General features: G+C 44.7%; 16 protein-coding genes. 10 read left to right on the top strand and 6 right to left on the bottom strand.

Translation table 11 applies throughout. The features are described from left to right. Positions 1 to 96: 96 nt before the first annotated feature. The 5 genes from DFP75_RS01285 (at position 97) to DFP75_RS01265 (ending at position 5,589) form a co-directional block, all read left to right on the top strand. Complete coding sequence (locus DFP75_RS01285) at positions 97 to 2,145, top strand: carboxy terminal-processing peptidase (RefSeq protein WP_110571691.1); 2,049 nt, start codon at positions 97 to 99, stop codon at positions 2,143 to 2,145. Between the two features lie 72 nt (positions 2,146 to 2,217). Continuing rightward, a complete protein-coding gene (gene ybfE, locus DFP75_RS01280; RefSeq protein ID WP_110571690.1) occupies positions 2,218 to 2,541 on the top strand; it encodes a LexA regulated protein in 324 nt (107 codons plus the stop codon). 84 nt (positions 2,542 to 2,625) lie between these two features. Then, on the top strand, positions 2,626 to 3,204 hold the full coding sequence (locus DFP75_RS01275) for a thymidine kinase (protein ID WP_110571689.1): 579 nt from the start codon (positions 2,626 to 2,628) through the stop codon (positions 3,202 to 3,204). Between the two features lie 2 nt (positions 3,205 to 3,206). Next, complete coding sequence (locus DFP75_RS01270) at positions 3,207 to 4,103, top strand: recombination-associated protein RdgC (protein WP_110571688.1); 897 nt, start codon at positions 3,207 to 3,209, stop codon at positions 4,101 to 4,103. A gap of 319 nt (positions 4,104 to 4,422) precedes the next feature. Further along, complete coding sequence (locus DFP75_RS01265) at positions 4,423 to 5,589, top strand: cation diffusion facilitator family transporter (RefSeq protein WP_110571687.1); 1,167 nt, start codon at positions 4,423 to 4,425, stop codon at positions 5,587 to 5,589. 220 nt (positions 5,590 to 5,809) lie between these two features. Here the strand turns inward: DFP75_RS01265 and DFP75_RS01260 are convergent, their stop codons facing one another. Next, the gene (locus DFP75_RS01260; RefSeq protein ID WP_110571686.1) at positions 5,810 to 7,123 is read right to left on the bottom strand and encodes a DNA recombination protein RmuC; all 1,314 of its coding nucleotides are present in this window, start codon (positions 7,121 to 7,123) and stop codon (positions 5,810 to 5,812) included. A 142-nt stretch (positions 7,124 to 7,265) separates the two neighbouring features. On the opposite strand from DFP75_RS01260, the gene DFP75_RS01255 reads away from it, so the two are divergent. Genes DFP75_RS01255 through DFP75_RS01245 form a run of 3 tightly spaced genes read left to right on the top strand, consistent with a single transcriptional unit; the run spans position 7,266 to position 11,371 of the window. Then, positions 7,266 to 7,883 (top strand): YigZ family protein, encoded by a 618-nt coding sequence (locus tag DFP75_RS01255; RefSeq protein WP_110571685.1) that lies wholly within the window; start codon positions 7,266 to 7,268, stop codon positions 7,881 to 7,883. Between the two features lie 2 nt (positions 7,884 to 7,885). Next, on the top strand, positions 7,886 to 10,714 hold the full coding sequence (gene rapA, locus DFP75_RS01250; protein WP_110571684.1) for an RNA polymerase-associated protein RapA: 2,829 nt from the start codon (positions 7,886 to 7,888) through the stop codon (positions 10,712 to 10,714). A gap of 6 nt (positions 10,715 to 10,720) precedes the next feature. Beyond that, a complete protein-coding gene (locus DFP75_RS01245) occupies positions 10,721 to 11,371 on the top strand; it encodes an RluA family pseudouridine synthase (protein WP_110571683.1) in 651 nt (216 codons plus the stop codon). Positions 11,372 to 12,268: 897 nt separating this feature from the next. Here the strand turns inward: DFP75_RS01245 and DFP75_RS01240 are convergent. The 5 genes from DFP75_RS01240 to DFP75_RS01220 form a co-directional block, all read right to left on the bottom strand. Then, entirely contained in the window at positions 12,269 to 12,586 is a 318-nt protein-coding gene (locus DFP75_RS01240; RefSeq protein ID WP_110571682.1) for a HigA family addiction module antitoxin, read from the bottom strand. 11 nt (positions 12,587 to 12,597) lie between these two features. Then, the gene (locus DFP75_RS01235) at positions 12,598 to 12,885 is read right to left on the bottom strand and encodes a type II toxin-antitoxin system RelE/ParE family toxin (protein ID WP_181416989.1); all 288 of its coding nucleotides are present in this window, start codon (positions 12,883 to 12,885) and stop codon (positions 12,598 to 12,600) included. Between the two features lie 613 nt (positions 12,886 to 13,498). Next, positions 13,499 to 14,023: a GNAT family N-acetyltransferase gene (locus DFP75_RS01230; RefSeq protein ID WP_245926918.1), complete on the bottom strand. Its 525-nt coding sequence runs from the start codon at positions 14,021 to 14,023 to the stop codon at positions 13,499 to 13,501. Beyond that, positions 14,010 to 15,026: a DUF2333 family protein gene (locus tag DFP75_RS01225; RefSeq protein WP_110571680.1), complete on the bottom strand. Its 1,017-nt coding sequence runs from the start codon at positions 15,024 to 15,026 to the stop codon at positions 14,010 to 14,012. Before DFP75_RS01225 ends, DFP75_RS01230 begins: the two co-directional genes overlap by 14 nt. A gap of 12 nt (positions 15,027 to 15,038) precedes the next feature. Continuing rightward, positions 15,039 to 15,875: a hypothetical protein gene (locus DFP75_RS01220; RefSeq protein WP_110571679.1), complete on the bottom strand. Its 837-nt coding sequence runs from the start codon at positions 15,873 to 15,875 to the stop codon at positions 15,039 to 15,041. Between the two features lie 85 nt (positions 15,876 to 15,960). Here DFP75_RS01220 and dsbD point away from each other — a divergent pair, with 85 nt between their 5' ends. Continuing rightward, on the top strand, positions 15,961 to 17,787 hold the full coding sequence (dsbD, locus tag DFP75_RS01215) for a protein-disulfide reductase DsbD (RefSeq protein ID WP_110571678.1): 1,827 nt from the start codon (positions 15,961 to 15,963) through the stop codon (positions 17,785 to 17,787). Positions 17,788 to 18,034: 247 nt separating this feature from the next. Continuing rightward, on the top strand, positions 18,035 to 18,481 hold the full coding sequence (gene accB / locus DFP75_RS01210; RefSeq protein WP_110571677.1) for an acetyl-CoA carboxylase biotin carboxyl carrier protein: 447 nt from the start codon (positions 18,035 to 18,037) through the stop codon (positions 18,479 to 18,481).

Here is an 18,481-nt window from a genome sequence, read left to right as displayed (position 1 = left end):
AAAGTGACTTTTTAACACTTAAGCTAGCCTTACAGCTCAGTGTCTAATATGATTTTACTAATGATGTATTAAATAGACAGAGAGAACACATTCCGGATGAACTATAAACGCCTTTTGCTTTGCCTTTTAACCGGCTACACCTTTGCCTCAACCTCTGTGTCTGCTTATCAGGAGCTACAGCCTCCTCATGAATATGACAAAGTATCCAAAGAACTCGTCGAAATGCTGGAAGGCATTCATTATAACAGACCTCTTATCGATGATACCATTTCGGCAAAAGCGTTTGATTATTACATCGAAGCGCTCGATCCGACGAAAAGCTTCTTCCTAAAAAGCGACATAGAAAAGCTGTCTCAATACAGAAACAGCTTGGATGATGCTTTGCGCGATGGCGATACTCAGGTAGCCTACACTATCTACAATCTTTATCTTAAGCGCCTTGAGAAACGTTTGGTCGACCTAAAAAGCCAACTTCCGGAGATGGTAAAGGGCTTTGACTACACGATAGACGAAACATTAAACGCCGATCCAGAAACACTAGAATGGGCTAACAGTGAAGCAGAACTCGACGATTACTGGCGTAAACGCCTAAAAAATCGCGCACTCACGCTTAAATTAAATGGCGAAGACGAAGACAAAATCATTTCCGTCCTTGAGCGCCGCTATAAAAACCAACTTAAGCAGGTTGATCAGACAAACGCCACCGACGTTTATCAAACCTTTGCCAATGCCATCACCTCCGCGTTGGATCCTCACACCAGTTACTTTGCCCCACGAGCGTCAGAGACTTTCAATATCAATATGAGTTTGTCCCTTGAAGGCATCGGCGCGGTATTACAAATGGACGATGACTACACCAAAGTAGTACGTCTAGTGCCTGGTGGCCCTGCCGCCACACAAAGCGATCTAGCACCCAACGACCGCATAATTGCCGTGGGTCAAGAAGGCAAGCCCATGATCGATGTGGTGGGAATGCGTCTTGACGACGTTGTAGACATGATCCGTGGAGAGCGCGACACAAAAGTAATACTGGAAGTAACGCCGAGTAAAGGCGATACACAAACCAGTAAAAAAATCAGCATCGTACGTAAAAAAGTTAAACTTGAAGACCAATCCGCCAAAAAAGAAATTGTCGAAATAGAACGTGATGGCGAGAAATACAAAGTGGGTGTGATTAGTTTACCTACCTTCTATTCTGATTTTGCCGCCATCCAAGCTGGTGATAAAGACTACAAAAGCTCTACTCGTGATACTAAAAAACTCATAGAAGAGCTGCGTAAAGAAGACATCTCCGCCCTGATTCTAGATTTACGAAACAATGGTGGCGGTTCATTACAAGAAGCCAACGCCCTAGCTGGCTTATTCATTCCATCTGGCCCTACCGTTCAAATTCGAGATCAAAGCGGACGAGTCACACCATTAGGCGATTCTGACCCAGGCATAGCCTACAGCGGCCCAATGGCCGTCTTAGTGAACCGTATGAGCGCCTCTGCATCTGAAATCGTGGCTGGCGCCTTACAAGACTATGGACGCGCCTTAATTCTTGGCGATCAAACCTTCGGAAAAGGAACCGTTCAAGTCTTACAAGAAATGGACAAAGGCCAACTGAAAGTCACACAAGCCAAATTTTATCGTGTCTCAGGTGAGAGCACCCAGCACAAAGGCGTCATGCCAGACATTGCCTTTCCTTCTTTGATAGACAAAGACAACATTGGCGAGAGTGCTTTAGATAACCCATTACCATGGGATAAAATTCATGAAACACGCTACCCAGTTTACTGGAATATGCCTGCTTACTTGCCTATTCTAGAGCCTCGTCATGAAGACAGAATGGCAAAAGATCCTAATTTCATTGCCATCAATGAACAAATTAAAGAGTTCAAAGATCAGGTTGAAACCTATAAAACAATATCATTGAATGAAGCCACTCGTATAAAACAACGAGAAGAAAGCAAGAAAAGAGAGCTAGAACGCGAAAATAAACGCCGTACCGCACTCGGGCTTGAAACGGTAGACTCTGTTGATGATATAGAGCCTGTCGAAGAAGATACCTATGCAAAAGAAGCATCAGAAATCTTACTAGACTTCATCGCAACCAACCAAATGGCGCAAGCGCAAGCAGATAAGAAGACTGCACAAAAATAGCCTATAAAGGGCGAAGAGCTAAATCCTGCTGTTCGCCCTTTTCAACCCACTAATACGAACGTACCTAATACCATGGCTAAAGCCTCATCCGACCGCAACACCATAGACCTATTTGGCAAATCGCCAGGCCGTCCTAGAAGCCAACCTCTCACCAGAAAAGACCAGCTTAAACTCAATAAACGAGCCCAGCGTGAGAAAGAAAAAGCACAAGGACTGAAGCGCTTAGAACTTCTCATAGAGCAAGAGGTTATTGAAAAACTTGATCAACTTTGCAACCTAAACGGCTTAAAACGTGCTGAATGGCTAACATTGCAAATTAATAGCTCACTTGCCAATGGCAAAACCACCAAATCAAAAAGACCAGCCCCAAAGAGCGACACAAAAGTGAGTAAATAATCCCCATGAAAAAGAACCACTAACAATAGTGATTTGATATACTAGCCAGCCATTTAACACTGCAAACTGAAAAACAGACTCGATATGGCCAAACTGTATTTTTATTACTCCGCGATGAACGCTGGTAAATCCACCGTTTTACTGCAATCTGCTCACAATTACCAAGAGCGAGGCATGCGGGTTTTACTTCTTACAGCATCGATAGATGATCGATTTGAAACAGGGCATATTGCCTCTAGAATTGGCATATCAGCAGAAGCCTGCCTGTTTGATAACAGCACAGACCTTGTGGCGTTAATCCAGAATGAAATCAACCAGCAAACATTAAGCTGCATATTGATTGACGAAGCGCAGTTTTTAACCAAAGAACAAGTTTATGCTTTATCTGAAATTGTCGATAAACAACACATCCCTGTGCTTGCTTTTGGCATTCGCACAGATTTTCAAGGTGAGCTGTTCGAAGGCAGCCAAGCGTTACTAGCTTGGTCAGATAAGTTAATTGAATTAAAAACCGTATGTCATTGTGGTAGCAAAGCCACCATGGTCATTCGACTTAATGAACAAGGAATTCCTGTTAAAGAAGGCGCACAAGTTGAAATTGGTGGTAACGACCGCTACTTGTCCGTTTGCCGAAAACACTTTAAAGAAGCCGTGAGAGATTAATTATGTGGTTCAAGAACGCCCAGATATTCCAACTAAAAGATACCGAATCACTAGATACTAACGAACTAATCGACAAAATCCCGGAGTTCCCATTAAAAGAATGCGGATCTCAAGAAGAGTTCTCTTTCGGCTGGCTGCCACTCATTCGTAACAGCGAGCAATGGAGCTTAGCCAGCGATCGCTGCTTGTTGTTCCGCGCCGGTAAAGAAGAAAAAGTGTTACCTTCTGCCGTGGTACGTGAAGAACTAGAAGCCAAGGTCGCTGAAATCGAATTAATCGAAGGCCGTAAAGTAGGTCGAAAAGAAAAGTCTGACATGAAAGACGAATTGGTTTTCACGCTTCGTCCCAAAGCTTTTTCAAAGCGCACAGACATCTGGGCATACATTGATCTACAAGCCAAAATACTGGTTCTCAACAGCACCAATGCCAGCATGACAGAGCTGTTGTTTAAGCACCTGCAAACAACGCTTGGCAGTTTCCCAATGACACCTTTGCAAGCACAGGTTTCACCGTCTTCTCTGATGACAGATTGGTTAGTCAAAAACGAAGTACCAGCAAGTCTCGAAACCGGTGACGAATGTGAAATCCAAGATGCGTCAGAAGACAAAGCAACCATTCGCTTTAAATCTTTAGAGCCATTATCTGAAGACGTGACTCGTCACTTACAACAAGGCATGGCAGTAAAAAACCTAGGCCTTCGCTGGACAGATAAACTAAGCTTCGTACTACATGACGATCTAACATTACGCAAAATTAAATTTGATGATGCACTAAAAGAAGCTGCGTTTAATGATTCTCAAGGCGGTGGGTTATCCGACATGGACGCAAACTTTTCTCTAATGTCTCTTACCATGAGAGAGTTTTTTGCTTCCTATTGCATGTGGTTTGAAATCGATTAAAGCGCCATATTTATTGAGCTTGCCAAGCTTTTCCACAGATATCGTGGATAAGCTTGGGGAGAACATTCGCAAAGCCAGACAACAAGGCAGCCGCACAGAATACTCAATAAAAACAGCCAAAACGTAAAGCAACCAGATGCACAATCCTGAACCTAAAAACTCAGGACAATCATCCAAAAAACAACAGAAATAAACTTACAAATCAATCACTTAATTTTTTAAATTTACTTAACCGTTTTAGATAAATAAAGTCGACTTAAGCAAGCCATACCAATAAACACCCTTATATTGTCGTATTTTTAAATAGGTTCCTAACTGCATGACAACACTTAAAAAAGAAGAAGATATCGCTAAAAGAGTCACTCTGGTTGGCGCTGTTTGGGACGCTCTATTGGGGTTAGCAAAAATTGTTGCTGGATACTTTTCTCAATCACAGGCTCTTATCGCTGACGGCATCCATTCCCTATCGGATTTAGTCACAGACGTGTTTGTCTATTTTGCTTCTGCCAACTCCCGCCAAGGACCAGATGAAAACCATCCCTATGGTCACCTTCGCTTTGAAACATTAACCACCGTTTTTCTAGGAATGGTTCTGATTGTGGTGGCCTTTGGGATTGGTTACGAGGCCTTCAATGCAGATTCATCACAAGCTCAATTAACTTGGTATGGCCTAACCGCGATCCTTGTCACCATCGCTGTGAAGGAAGCCATCTTCCATTACACCAAAAAAGCGGGCGATGAAATCGGCAGCAAAATGTTGGTTGCCAATGCTTGGCACAGCCGTAGCGATGCGCTTTCCTCTGTTGCCGTATTAATAGGCTTAACTGGGGTCTACTTTGGTTATGGCTGGGCAGACATGGTGGCTTCCGTTATTGTCGCCCTATTAATCGGCAAAATGGCGATCAGCATGGTATGGGAAAACCTAGCGGAACTCGTAGACACAGCCCCTGACCCAAAACTGATTGCGCAAATCAAAGACACGGCCAACAGTCTAAAACACGTAATGGCGCCCCATGATGTGAGAGCAAGATCCATGGCTGGGAAAATCTATCTAGATATGCACATTCATGTTCCAAGCCACGCTAGCGTTAGCGAAGGACATTACCTTGGCGACTTGGTTGCTTACACCATTAAAAAAGCACACTCACAAGTAGAAGACGTGATGGTGCACGTGGATACCGATGAAACCATTCAGACAGACAGTTTCACCCATAAATCTGGCAAGCCACCACACTTAAAACTGCCTGCACGCCATCAAATTATAGCCGATTTAGGTTACCTACTGCGCCAGCATTCAGCGTACGTAGACATACCAAACACTCGGCTTCATTATCTGAACAATCAGCTTGATTTAGAAATCATAGCTCAGTCTGCAAACACAGCAGAAGGCGCGGATCTAAAACAACTGACAGCAAGAATTCTTCAGGAACTACAAACAACAAACTATATAAACAAAGCCACTGTGCTTTGGGCCTTTCCTGAATGACAAAGAAAGTGAATCAGCTAAGATTTTTGTAGGTCGCGGCTTCAGCCCGACAAAACCTTATATATCCTTATGAGCTTTTTGGGGCGTACTTTAGCGCAAAAAAATGTCATTTCTCGTGAAGAAGGTTTTGATTTTGTGTTGGGAGTTTTTTTGTCGGCCTAAAGGCACGACCTACAATTTACGCCAAAAACGACGAGCAATGAAACACGGAAAGATTCAATTACTCGTTCGGTTCATCGGTAAAAACATCATCGTTTAGATACTCCACTGGCAGCGCCTTACTGGTCTTCGCACCCATCATTTTCAGCCTTTCCGCTCTGGAAACCAAATTACCACGCCCAGCCGTCAGCTTTTTCAACGCCGATTCATGAGTACGACTCACCGCATCCAATTTACTGCCTATGTCATCCATATCCTGCACAAAACTCGAAAACTTGTCGTACATAGCGCCTGCTTGGCGTGCAATTTCAATCGCATTTTGACTTTGCTTTTCATTGCGCCAAATATTTTGAATGGTGCGTAATGTCGCCAACAAGTTAGATGGCCCGACAATAATAATATTGTGTTCAAAAGCTTCACTAAACAAACCATTATCGCCCTGCAAAGCCAGACCAAACGCCGCTTCGATTGGAATAAACAAAAGCACAAAATCCAATGAGGTCACACCTGGCAAGTCATGATAAGACTTAGCGCTTAGCTCCTTCATATGACGGCGAACGGCATCCAAATGCTGTTTCAGCGCTCGATTTCTGTCTTCTTCAGTTTCGGCTTCCATATAGGCCAAATAGCTAATTAGCACCATTTTGGAATCCACAATGATCTGCTTACCCTCAGGCAAATGAATCACCACATCTGGCTGCAAGCGTCGACCTTCTGCCGTTTGGTAGGAGGCTTGCGTCTCATATTCACGGCCTTTTTCTAATCCAGAACGTTCTAATATTCGCTCTAGAATCACCTCACCCCAACCGCCTTGCAGTTTATTTTGCCCTTTCAAAGCATGCGTTAAGCTCACCGCATCGTCACTGATTTTTTGATTCAGTTGCTGAAGCCCTTTGATCTCTTTCACCAAAGAAAAGCGTTCACGGGCCTCTTCTTGATAACTTTTCTCTACGCTTTCTTGAAACTTCTGAATTTGTGAGCCAAGTGGCGTTAATAACGACCCTAATTGGCGCTCATTTTCTTTCGCCAACCGCTGTCCTTGCTGGCTCATAATCTCCTGAGCCATTTGCTTAAATTCGGTTTCGTTTTGCTTTTTTTGCTCACGATAAAAGGCTTCTTTTTCTTGCCAGACACTTTGTGCTGCTGCGAACTGTTGCTCTAAAGTAAGCGACTCTTTTTCCAAATAATGAACCTGATCTTTCGATTGCTCTAAAAGACGCAGTAATTCCTCATTTTGTTGCTGCATTTTTTCCTCTGTGCGCTGCCACTGACGGCGCATAGCCTGTACAATAACGCCAGCAATAACAGAGAGAAGAATCGCGCCGATACAAAAGCCCGATAACACCCAAACTGATTGCGAAAGCCAATCTGTCATATGAATTAAAACTCGCTATTTAAATGTCTATTTTTAACAAAGTGAGGTCTTTACATGACGTCGCGAACAAAGGCAAAACGAGTCTATTTTTCATACTGCATTGGCGCGCGCAGCAGTCATGCTAAGGTCTCGATAAGTTTACATGGATTACTACCTAAGCCCAACACACACGCAACGCTTTGATCTAGAAATAAAAAATAGTCAGTTCATTACGACGGTTTGTCGTACAAACGGCCGTGATGCGGCAAAGGCTTTTATCGAAGAGGTGCGTCAGCGTTACCCAGATGCTAACCATCACTGTTGGGCGTTTATTGCTGGTATGCCAAATAATGCCCACCTGTGGGATCAAAGTGACGATGGTGAACCAAAAGGCACAGCGGGTAAACCGATGCTGAATGTGTTGCAGCACTCAGATTTTGGAGAAACGACTGTCGTCGTGACACGCTTTTTTGGTGGTGTAAAACTTGGCGCAGGTGGCTTAGTAAGAGCATACAGCCAAGCCGTACAAGAAGCGCTGTCGCAAACAGAATATGAAAATGTATACCCGCGGCGCGCCGTTCAGCTAAAAATCGCCTACCCTTTATTGGGTAAGGTTGAATACTGGCTAGAACAGAGCGATATAGAAATAACCAACAAAACATACAGTGACAGCATCGTAATTGACCTTGCTGTTATTGAACGTACTTGGCCTGAGCACAAAATCCTATTAACCGATTTATGCCAAGGCAGTTTAACTTTAATTGAACCGGACAACGAATAACTATGTACCAAACTGGACAAAGATGGAGTAGCCGCAACGAGCCTGATCTCGGCGTAGGCATGATAGTAGACACACAAAATAAGTCTTTTACCCTGCATTTCCCAGATGCGGAAGCAGAACGTCAATACTCAAATGACCAGACTAGCCTTGTCCGACGCACGCTGACCGTCGGCGACCAACTTCATTTCCAAGATGAAACCTACACAGTATTGGAAGTAGAAGAAATCAACGATTTGATCGAATACCGCATCAGTGACGACGATGATTGGCTAGAAGAATCCATCATCCAATTTCCACGTAACGATAAAAACGAGTTAGATTCTTTATTGGCGCTGTCGCCTGCTCGTCGTATGTGGTTCGACTTACGTCGTCACACACTTGAACACCAAGCGGCCAATGCGGCATCGCCGGTACGTGGTTTAATGGGTCTGAAAGCAGAACTTCTACCACATCAGATTTACCTTGCTCACGACATCGCTAACCGTCCGAAAGCTCGCGCACTTTTGTGTGACGAAGTCGGCATGGGTAAAACCCTAGAAGCGGGCTTGATCTTGCATCAACGTTTACTAAACGGTCTTTGCAAACGCGTACTGATTTTGACTCCAACAAACCTACAACATCAGTGGTTGGTTGAAATGCTACGCCGCTTCCACCAGCCATTCTCACTGATCAACGAATCCGTGTATGAAGACTTTATGGACGGTGACGACAACCCATTCGAACAACAACCTTTTGTTATTGCACCAATCGATTGGGCGAGCCAACATCCAAAAGCGACTCAACATATGTTAGACGCTGAATGGGACATGGTCATTGTCGACGAAGCTCACCACCTTGCTTGGCACCCAGAAACACCAAGCATTGGCTACCAAGTGGTTGCTCGTTTAGCCGCACAAACAGAATCTCTATTGCTATTGAGTGCAACGCCAGAACAAACCGGCGAGCGTGAGCATTTCTCTCGCCTACAGCTTTTAGATGCCGATCATTACCATGACTTCGACCACTACCTAGCTCAGCAAAGAGAATTTAAAAAAGCCGCTGAACTGGCTGAATCTTTATTGCCATTTAGCCAAGAAAACAGCTCGCCTGAAGCATTGGACTGGAAAGCGGCATTTGGCTCGTACCTGGCTGAAGTGAGCGCCAAAGACTGGTTCCAAGATCTAACCACCAAATCTGGTGCTGAACAAACCGCTGCCGCGAAAGAAGCCATCAGCTGGTTGATTGACCGTCACGGAACAGGTCGTGAAATGTTCCGTAATACACGGGCGGCTGTGGGTGGTTTCCCTGATCGTTACCTTCACTCTTACCCATTAGAAAACAATGAACACTTCGAGTCTGCCAATCGTCACGTGCAGCCAGAAACCGAAGTATCTGATGGCTTATGGGAAAAAGACCCTCGTTGGGTTTGGCTTAAAGAATTCCTTGAATGCCAAGCAGACAAAATTCTAGTGATTTGTCACTCTGCCGACATGGCAAAATGGCTAAACGACCAGCTTACTTTCGCTGGCTTCCAAAGCGCAGATTTCCACGAACAAATGCCACTTATCCACCGTGACCGAGCAGCGGCTTACTTCGCAGACGAAGAAGGCGCGCAAATCTTGGTATGTTCTGAAATCGGCAGTGAAGGCCGCAACTTCCAATTCAGCCATCACCTCGTAATGTACGATTTACCTGAGCACCCTGACCTACTTGAACAACGTATTGGCCGCCTTGACCGCCTAGGGCAACTAAACGACGTTCAGATTCATGTGCCTTACATCAAAAACAGCGTACAAGAGCGCCTATACCACTGGTATCACCACGCCCTAAACGCATTTTGCCGTACTACAGGTTCTGGCGATAAGGTCGAAGAAGCTTTTGGTGACAGTCTGCATGCTTATTTGCACGGCCAAGACGACGACACAGATCTACTGAAAGAAGCCAACATCTACCATGAAGCACTGCTAAAACAAATGGAAGAAGGCCGTAACCGCTTGCTAGAAATGAGCTCATGTCGCCCTGAACAAGCCCGAGCGCTAATCGACCAGATTAACAACCAGGCAACAAACGGCCTACACCACTACATTGAGCAAGTGACTCACGCATTCAACATCTATGCAGATTGCATCAATGACGACCCTGACCGCGCCGCATGGTTCTTACGCCCTTCTACCGATATGATGCTAGAAGCCCTACCAGGCATCGAAGAAGAAGGCAAAATGCTCATGCTTGATCGCCGTCAAGCCAGCCAACGTGAAGACGTGGCGTTCGCAACCTGGGAACACCCACTGATCACCATGCTAATGGACGAAGTACAAGGCTTTGACTCTGGCAAACTGACTTCAGCCATCTTACCAATTGCAGCATTGCCAGAAGGCACTGTACTAGTGGAAAGTATGTTTGTTATCGAAGCGACCGCTCATCCTCGTTTGAAATTGGCACAGTCACTGCCAATGACACCAATGTGGCAATTGTCTGACTCCAATGGCAAATTCCTCCACCAGCAATTTACTGCCGACAAATGGGCAGAAAAATTGAAAGGTGTGCCAAACCGAGTGGCAGAACAATGGGTTGCTGCATTGCGCAAAAACCTTATTGAAGTGTTGCAAGCTCATCAGTTGAATGCCCAAGACCAAGCGCGTCCGATTGTGCACGCGGCGAAAACGTCTTACCAGCATCGCTGCCAAAATGAAATCGAACGTTTAGTGGAACTGAAAGCCTTCAACAACACCATTCGTGACGAAGACATAGCGCGCCTTGAGACCAACATGCAAGAAGGTTTGACTCGTATCGACGAACACCAAATCCGCTTGGATGCGATTCGTATTATCTTAACAACGAAACCGGAATAACATCCTGTGCAGGATGCCGTAACGAGTTTAGAACCATCTCGCTTAGAGATATTGTACGAAGACGAATGGTTTGCCGTAATAAACAAGCCTGCTAACTGCTTATCTGTGCCCGGTCGTGGCCCAGATAAGCTCGACTCTATCTTGCATAGAGCAGAATGTTTATTTGGCGAAGCCTTTGCCATACACCGTTTGGACGAAGCCACCTCAGGCTTAATCCTCGTGGCGAAAACTCACGAGTGTCAAAAACGCATGTACGCGCATTTTCGTGAACGAGAAGTGAAAAAAGAATACCGCGCCCTACTGCGCGGTCATCTTTTGGGTGATAAAGGCGAAGTAAGAAAGCCACTGCGCTGCGACTGGCCAAACCGCCCAAGACAAATCATCTGCACCGATGAATGGAGCAAAGACTCTATCACCTATTGGGAAAAAATCGGCTACGAAGACAACACTACCCGTGTTCGACTCGTGCCTTTTACAGGTCGCTCTCACCAACTGCGCGTCCACATGCAAAGCCTCGGGCACTCAATAATTGGCGACGAATTCTACGATCCAGCATTTCACAACGACCCTAGATTGCTGCTGCATGCTTATCGGCTAGAGTTCAGACATCCGTTCACCAAAGCTTGGGTAGCGTTTGTCGCGGCCTGTCCTTTTTAGTTCCCGCCCACCGCCCTAGAAGCTGAGCAACATCATTCGCGCTTAAACAACATCATTCGCGCTTAAACAACATCATTCCCGCTTAAACAACATCATTCCCGCTTAAACAAAGTCATTCCCGCTTAAACAAAGTCATTCCCGCTTAAACAAAGTCATTCCCGCTTAAACAAAGTCATTCCCGCGAAGGCGGGAATCAATCTCTTTTTGTCCTACAGTATTTAGGCTCCATTCGAGTACTTTGTATTCCCAACCTTTTTTCCGCTCTGCTGAGCGGGTAACTTTTTGCTAGCGCCCAAAAAGTAACCAAAAATTCGCTTTATCGGCCTATCGCCCAAACGTCTCATTTATTTTGGTTAAGGTTATGTCTAGCAACACGAATTATTTCGAAAGGCATAGATTGTTCTTGCTGATACTAGGAAAGATATTTTTAACTGCCCCTGAAACTCCACAAGGTCGCGCAACTTCGTCGCGTCGAACTGACTTCTTCTGGATTGCAATGATGAAGAACAAAGACGTAGGTCTGATGAGACGAGGAACGAGGCGTGATCTGACGATGAAAGCGGAGCTTTCACTTTATAGGGTGTAGGCTCAGCCCTCCCCTTTTGTCTCAGAGAGGACAAACGCCCGCGAAGGCGGGAATCAATCTCTTATATTTAATTTTACTCTGACCCTAATTAGTTCTGGAAGCAGCCATTATGGGCATGTATCAAAAAATCATCACTATGACTGAACAGCAGGATAAGTAGAGAAATTAAGCCTATTGATATAGCAGTTATCAAAGCTGTTGGCCGTAAACAAACGAAGACTGAGTAGTTAAACTGACTTTCTGGATTAACAAATCACACTTTTCATACCAAGGGCTAAAAAACTAGATATAAGGGATAAATGTATAACTTGTTATGCATGCAATTCTTCTTTCTTACCCACCACCAAAGGCTTAACCAGTTTGGCTTCTTCTTGATAACGGTTTCGTGTATCCCAAAGATCGACAGCATGTTGTATGTTTAACCAAAATTCAGGTGTATTACCAAAGGCAGCCGCTAGTTTTATAGCGATTGGCGCGGTTAGCACACCACCGTTGATAAGACTGCTGACGGTATTACGATGCACGCCCATGGCATCGGCCAGTGCTTTGGAGGTAATGTTCATCGGTTCAAGAAACTCAATTTTAAGCATTTCACCAACGCTAACTGGTCGACGTTTTGTTTTACGCATTTGTTGGCACCTCAATATTTGTGCGGGTCAAGATAAGTGTTTAGAGCAGTTCCTTGGACCCACTGAAAAATTAAGCGATATTGTTTATTGATTCGAATTGAACACCAGCCTTGCAGATTACCGTCTAAATGCTCAAATCGATTACCCGGAGGAACCCGTAAATCAGACTCTGTCAGTGCCGCATCTAAAATTTCCAACTTCCTATATAGAGCATTTTCAATATTCTTAGGTATCAACCTGTGACGCTGGTCTTCTTCGTAAAATAATTCTAACCATTTATGTTTAAATTCTAATGACATTCGCACTTCCTTACTGTGCATCAATATACAAATCATATCGCACAGCATTGCTATGCACAACCACCAAAAAAATCAGTCTCGTTAGGCTAAAGGACTCACACCTAATTAAAAAGTCTGTCCCTTTATACACTGCTACACTTTGAATAATGCCCTTCAATCAAGTAAGGAGGCTTAGCCAGATGACTAAACTAAATTTAAAGTGCGTTTGCGGAGCCATTAAAGGAAGAAGCTCTGCAATCAGTTCAAAAATTGGTACGAGGATTAGGAAACTTTTTTACTTTCTACCAGTACAAAACACGCACAACGGGTTTATTTAAAAGGGCTAAACGCGCAAAAATGCGTTTATTTAAAAAAATAGGCTGTATGTACCGTCATAATCAGCGAATTGTCGGCCTAAAGGCGCGCCCTACGACTGGCATTAGGGTATCGGGTATAATTTTGCAGACGATTATCTACTAAGAAGCCAGTTCGACGCGACGAAGTTGCGCGACTTTATGGAGTTTAAGCAACGGAAAAAGGTTGGGAATACAAAGCGTTTAAATGGAATCAAAAACAGAGAATAACCCCACCCTAGCCCTCCTCTTGGAAGACATAAGGGGAGGGAATAAGAAAGCTAAAACTCTCTTCCAAAAAGCAGTACGTTCTCTTTGACGCCCTCACTCTGGGCAATATTGGGAAGCAGTCCCCACTGCTCAAATCCTTGGCGTTTGAAGAAGCCTTGGCTTTCCACATTACTCGCGTAGATATAGGCAATTAGGTGGTTGAAGCCAAGTTCCGCTCTTAGCGTTTCGAGGTGTTGAATAAGTTGTGTGCCGACGCCTTTACCCTGCTCTTCTGGGTTGACGTAGAGGCTAATTTCGCTGGCCGCATCAAATGCGGGAAGTCCGTAGAAAGGTTCGATTGAGCACCAGGCAATCACGTCGCCCTGCTTTTCGCAGACCAGCATTGGGTGAGCCTCTGTGATGCTGTCGATCCAATCCATAACATCAATGAGGTTAACATGCTGCTGTCTGCGACCTTTAGTCGCAAATAGATCGCAGTGCTGAAAAATACGTAAGATGGCAGGGGCATCGTCTAGGGTTGCTAGACGAATACCACTGCTTTTGTTTGGTGACTCGACAGAGCTAGCCTTGTTCAAGCAGGCGACGCAAGTCGATGATGGCGGTATTAGCGCGAGAGATATAAGACGCCATAACCAATGAATGGTTTGCAAGCACACCAAAGCCACTGCCGTTTAAGATGAACGGAGACCAGATATTAGCTTGAGTAGCCTCTAACTCACGAATGATCTGACGCAGGCTTACCAAGGCATTTTTGTCTTGCAGTACGAAGACGAAGTCCACTTCGATCGCTCGAAGTATGTGAATAAGCGCCCAGCTTGTACCACGAGCTTCATAAAACACATCGTCAACCTTTGACCAAGGCGTGCGAACGTAACGATCATTTTCTTCTGATTCGAGTTGTGGCTTGTCGTCTATAACGCTCGCAGATAAACGCTGAGACAAGCTACCAAGGCGAGTGCTAACGTCCGATAACCAATCGGCAAGGTTGTCTGCACGTGCATAGAATTGTGCTTTGTTGTTGCTTGGCCCTGCGAGGCGATCTAGATATTGCATTAACTCTTTGTTACCACGGCGGTATTCGCTTTCACTAGAAGGCAACGCCCAGCTTCTGGTATCAAAGTTAAATTGCGGTTCAGCAATCTTTAGGTTCACGTCTTCAGTTGACTGAGATTGCGAACGGCTAAATTCTTTACGAAACGCGCGCGCCAAGTCACGAGACTGCACTAATGCCCCAAATTCCCATGCAGGCATGTTGTCCATAAAGACACCCGGCGGCATGATATCGTTACTGATAAAGCCACCTGGTTTATCCAGCAAGGTTTCGATAATGCTGTGTAAGGTGCTGGCTGTGGTATACCCAGTCACTAACTTTTTACTGTTGTTTAAATAGCCTTGCGCTGCGGCTTTTTCTTTGGCTGTTGCCACAACATCAAATTGATCCGGCTCACTACTCCAGTACATGCCTAAAAAACTCAGCAGTATGGCGATCACGACAAGGGCTGCCGCTATGGCTTTCCCCATGTTTGAAAAGTTGATGATGGACGTTAAGCCCCGAAACTTATTCGTTAACCATGACATTATTGACCTACCTTAATCTTGTTGTAATTCGACCATGTAATCCGCACGGTGATAAATCATCGCACGTACACGAAATTCTGTTACTCGACTGTTAATTATCTGATAAATCAATCGCGCCTCTTTGTCATTTGGCCAGTAAATAGCAATCGGCCGATCAGCTTGCGCTACTTTATCTATAATAGGCTGAATAAGGGAGATTATCTCGTCATCCGTCATGCTAAAAAGTGTTTTTGGCAATAAATATTGATCTTCATTGGGCGCTTTTGGTGCTGCCTCCGATGACGACTGTTTAGCTTGGCTTTGACTCATCTTTGCCACTTGCGCACGCTTTTTTTGCAAATCACTAATACGCGAGACCATTTCTTCAATGACAGGGTCTTCTGGATTCACCGACCTAGCTGAATCGATATAACGCGAGGCGCTTGCGTATTCACCACGCAAGGCAGATTCCCAAGCCCATTGCGTGTAGATATCCACAATAGCGGAGATGCCTTGTATTGCTTGGTAATTACCGGGATCCCGACCAAGCACTGCCTGAAAATACAGGTTAGCGTTGTCTTCTACTGGCGTTAACAAACGTTCCGCGGCTAAAGCGGCTTGTCCTTTTTGGATTAGCTGCTGTGTTAGTTTCTCGGCCGCTGTTAAACTTTTTACCGCTTTCGTCGTGGTTGACGATTCTGTGGTGACACCCTGAACCGTGCTTTTGGTGTCAGTGTTCTCTGAAGTAACGGCCACATTCTCTTGCTCTTTTTCTGGCGTTGGCGCATTTTCAGCAGATGATTTCACATTTTGCTGGCAACCTGTCATGAAAAGCACAAGAATGAGAATTAAGATACGATTTTTACTCAATGTTTCCCCTTGAGATTGGCAACGTAAAGGCTGATTGATAGTCTACACCCTCACCTTTACCCTAGTGAAATTAGATTGTAAATTTATGCGCCTATTTGTTTTCTTGCTATTACTGACGTTTAACAGTGTGACTCAGGCTTTTACATTTGGGGCAACATCCGCTTTTTCAAAGCCTACTTTTTTACCCGTCGACCAAGCCTTTCAACTGTCAGTATCAGCACCTAAAGATGGCAAATTTACAGCGAAATGGCAGATTGCTGACGGTTACTATTTATATCAAGAACAGTTCAGTTTGTCTGGTCAACACGCAGATAAACTACACTTTTCCCCTTTTCCTGCCGGTGAAGCAAAGCACGATGACTATTATGGTGACGTAATCGTTTACCGAGATCAATTTACTCTGCCTATTTATTACGACATAACACTGCCCGCAGGAACACAAGTTAACGCTGTTTTAACCTACCAAGGCTGTGCCGACAAAGGCTTATGTTACGCACCACAAAATATGCCAATTCAATTTACTGTAACTGAAATGAGCACTGAGTATGCGGAGCCCCCCAAGACTAAATCGATAACCAATAAGGCAGCCAGCAGTACAGCAAACCTCCCCCAACCCGTTTTTTCAGACGCATTGTCTATTAACAAACTACTTGGCTCTGATAATACTTGGGCAACGCTACTTGCGGTGTTTGCACTTGGGCTACTCTTATCTTTTACACCTTGCGTGTTGCCTATGGTTCCCATCGTCAGCGCCATTGTGGTTGGCACACGTAACTCCAAATTAGGCGCCTTTTACTACAGTTTAATTTATGTTTTCGCTATGGCGCTTACTTATGCCGCTATTGGGGCTCTCGTTGGTATTTTCGGCCTACAATTTAATATCCAAGCGCAGTTACAAAACCCTATTCTATTAATAATGAGTGCCATTGTTTTTGTCTTGTTGGCTTTAGCCATGTTTGGCGTTTACGAAATCCGTTTACCAAGCGCATGGCAACACCGCCTTCAGATGTCAGGGCAAACAACCACATCGGTATGGAAGTCCACTGGCAGCATTTTTCTGGCGGGTGTGTTAGCCACCTTGATTGTTTCTCCTTGTGTGTCCGCACCTCTAGCAGGCGCTTTGCTTTATATCAGCAGCCAAGGCAACGCTTGGTATGGAGCAACAATATTGTTTGTCATGGCTCTAGGCATGGGATTGCCGCTGTTATTGGTGGGCCTGTTTGGGCCTAAAGTTTTACCTAAGAGTGGGGAATGGCTGCACGATATTAAAGTTATGATGGGCTTTGGCTTACTCGCCATGGCCGTTTGGTTAATCACCCGCTGGTTACCGATAGCTAGCCATTTGTATCTTTGGGCTTTGCTGTTCCTAGGTATGAGCGGCTACTTCATTCATCGTGCTTATCGAGTGGCATCGCATCCAGTGCGCTGGTTCTTAGCATTAACCTTATTTTTGGTGGGTTGCATTGAATTTATTGGCGGGGCTAGTGGCAGTTACTCGCCATTACAACCCTTGAAAAAGTTCTCTACCACCTCCAACCAGTCAGAAGAAGCGGTATTGTTTGACGCAACCATTACCAGTCTGGATGAACTGAATAACATTGTCGCTAATCAAGACCCACGACCCATTGTCTTGGATCTATATGCTGATTGGTGTATCAGCTGTAGAGTTCTAGAAGAGATGTTTGCTTCGCCTGATGTTTTATCTAGGCTTGATCATGTTCAATTGGTACGAGTTGATGTCACCGAAAATTCCGCTGACAACCAAGCTCTGATGAAAAAATTTAATCTTTACGGACCACCTTCCTTGGTTTTCTTAGATGCCCTAGGAAACGAACGGAAAACATTGACCATTATGGGAGAGCCATCAAAGCCCTTATTAATCAAACGTTTAGATGCCGCTTTGACAGAATAAACAAAGCATTACAAGGCGAGGTTTACCACAGCTCAAAAAACACACAAGACAAACATTTTTTGGTTTTTTTACCGCATAACTGGACAATATCCAGCTTTTTACCGATAATTTCGCGTTACAAGCTTTTTAATTAGCCATTTTTTTATAAAAGCCTGCTTGCTGTATAAAGCAAGCTATTTACAAATTTATAATAATCAGTGGATCACACAATCACTGAACCATTAATTTCAGACAGAAGAGAGTAACCATGGACATTCGTAAAATCAAAAAACTAATCGAGCTTTTGGAAGAATCAAACGTCTACGAGATTGAAATCAAAGAAGGCGAAGAAGCGGTTCGTATTAGTCGTGGTGGTGCTCCGGTTCAAGCACCTATGATGCCCGCTCCAATGATGGCTGCTGCTCCTGCGGCACCAGCTGCAGCTTCTACTGCTGCGCCAGAAGCCCCAGCTGCTATTACTGGCCACACTGTAAACTCTCCTATGGTCGGCACTTACTACAAGTCTTCTGCCCCAGGCGCTAAACCTTTCGTCGAAGTAGGCCAAAAAGTTAACGTTGGCGATACAATCTGTATCGTTGAAGCAATGAAAATGATGAACCAAATTGAAGCCGATAAATCTGGCACAATTGGCGCAATCCTTGTTGAAGATGGCGAGCCAGTTGAATTTGACCAGCCTCTTATTACTATCATTTAA

The sequence above is a fragment of the Marinomonas alcarazii genome (assembly GCF_003208215.1).
Lineage (GTDB): Bacteria > Pseudomonadota > Gammaproteobacteria > Pseudomonadales > Marinomonadaceae > Marinomonas > Marinomonas alcarazii.
The sequence above is the reverse complement of the archived record's forward strand: the minus strand, read 5'-3'. Positions and strand labels throughout refer to the sequence as shown.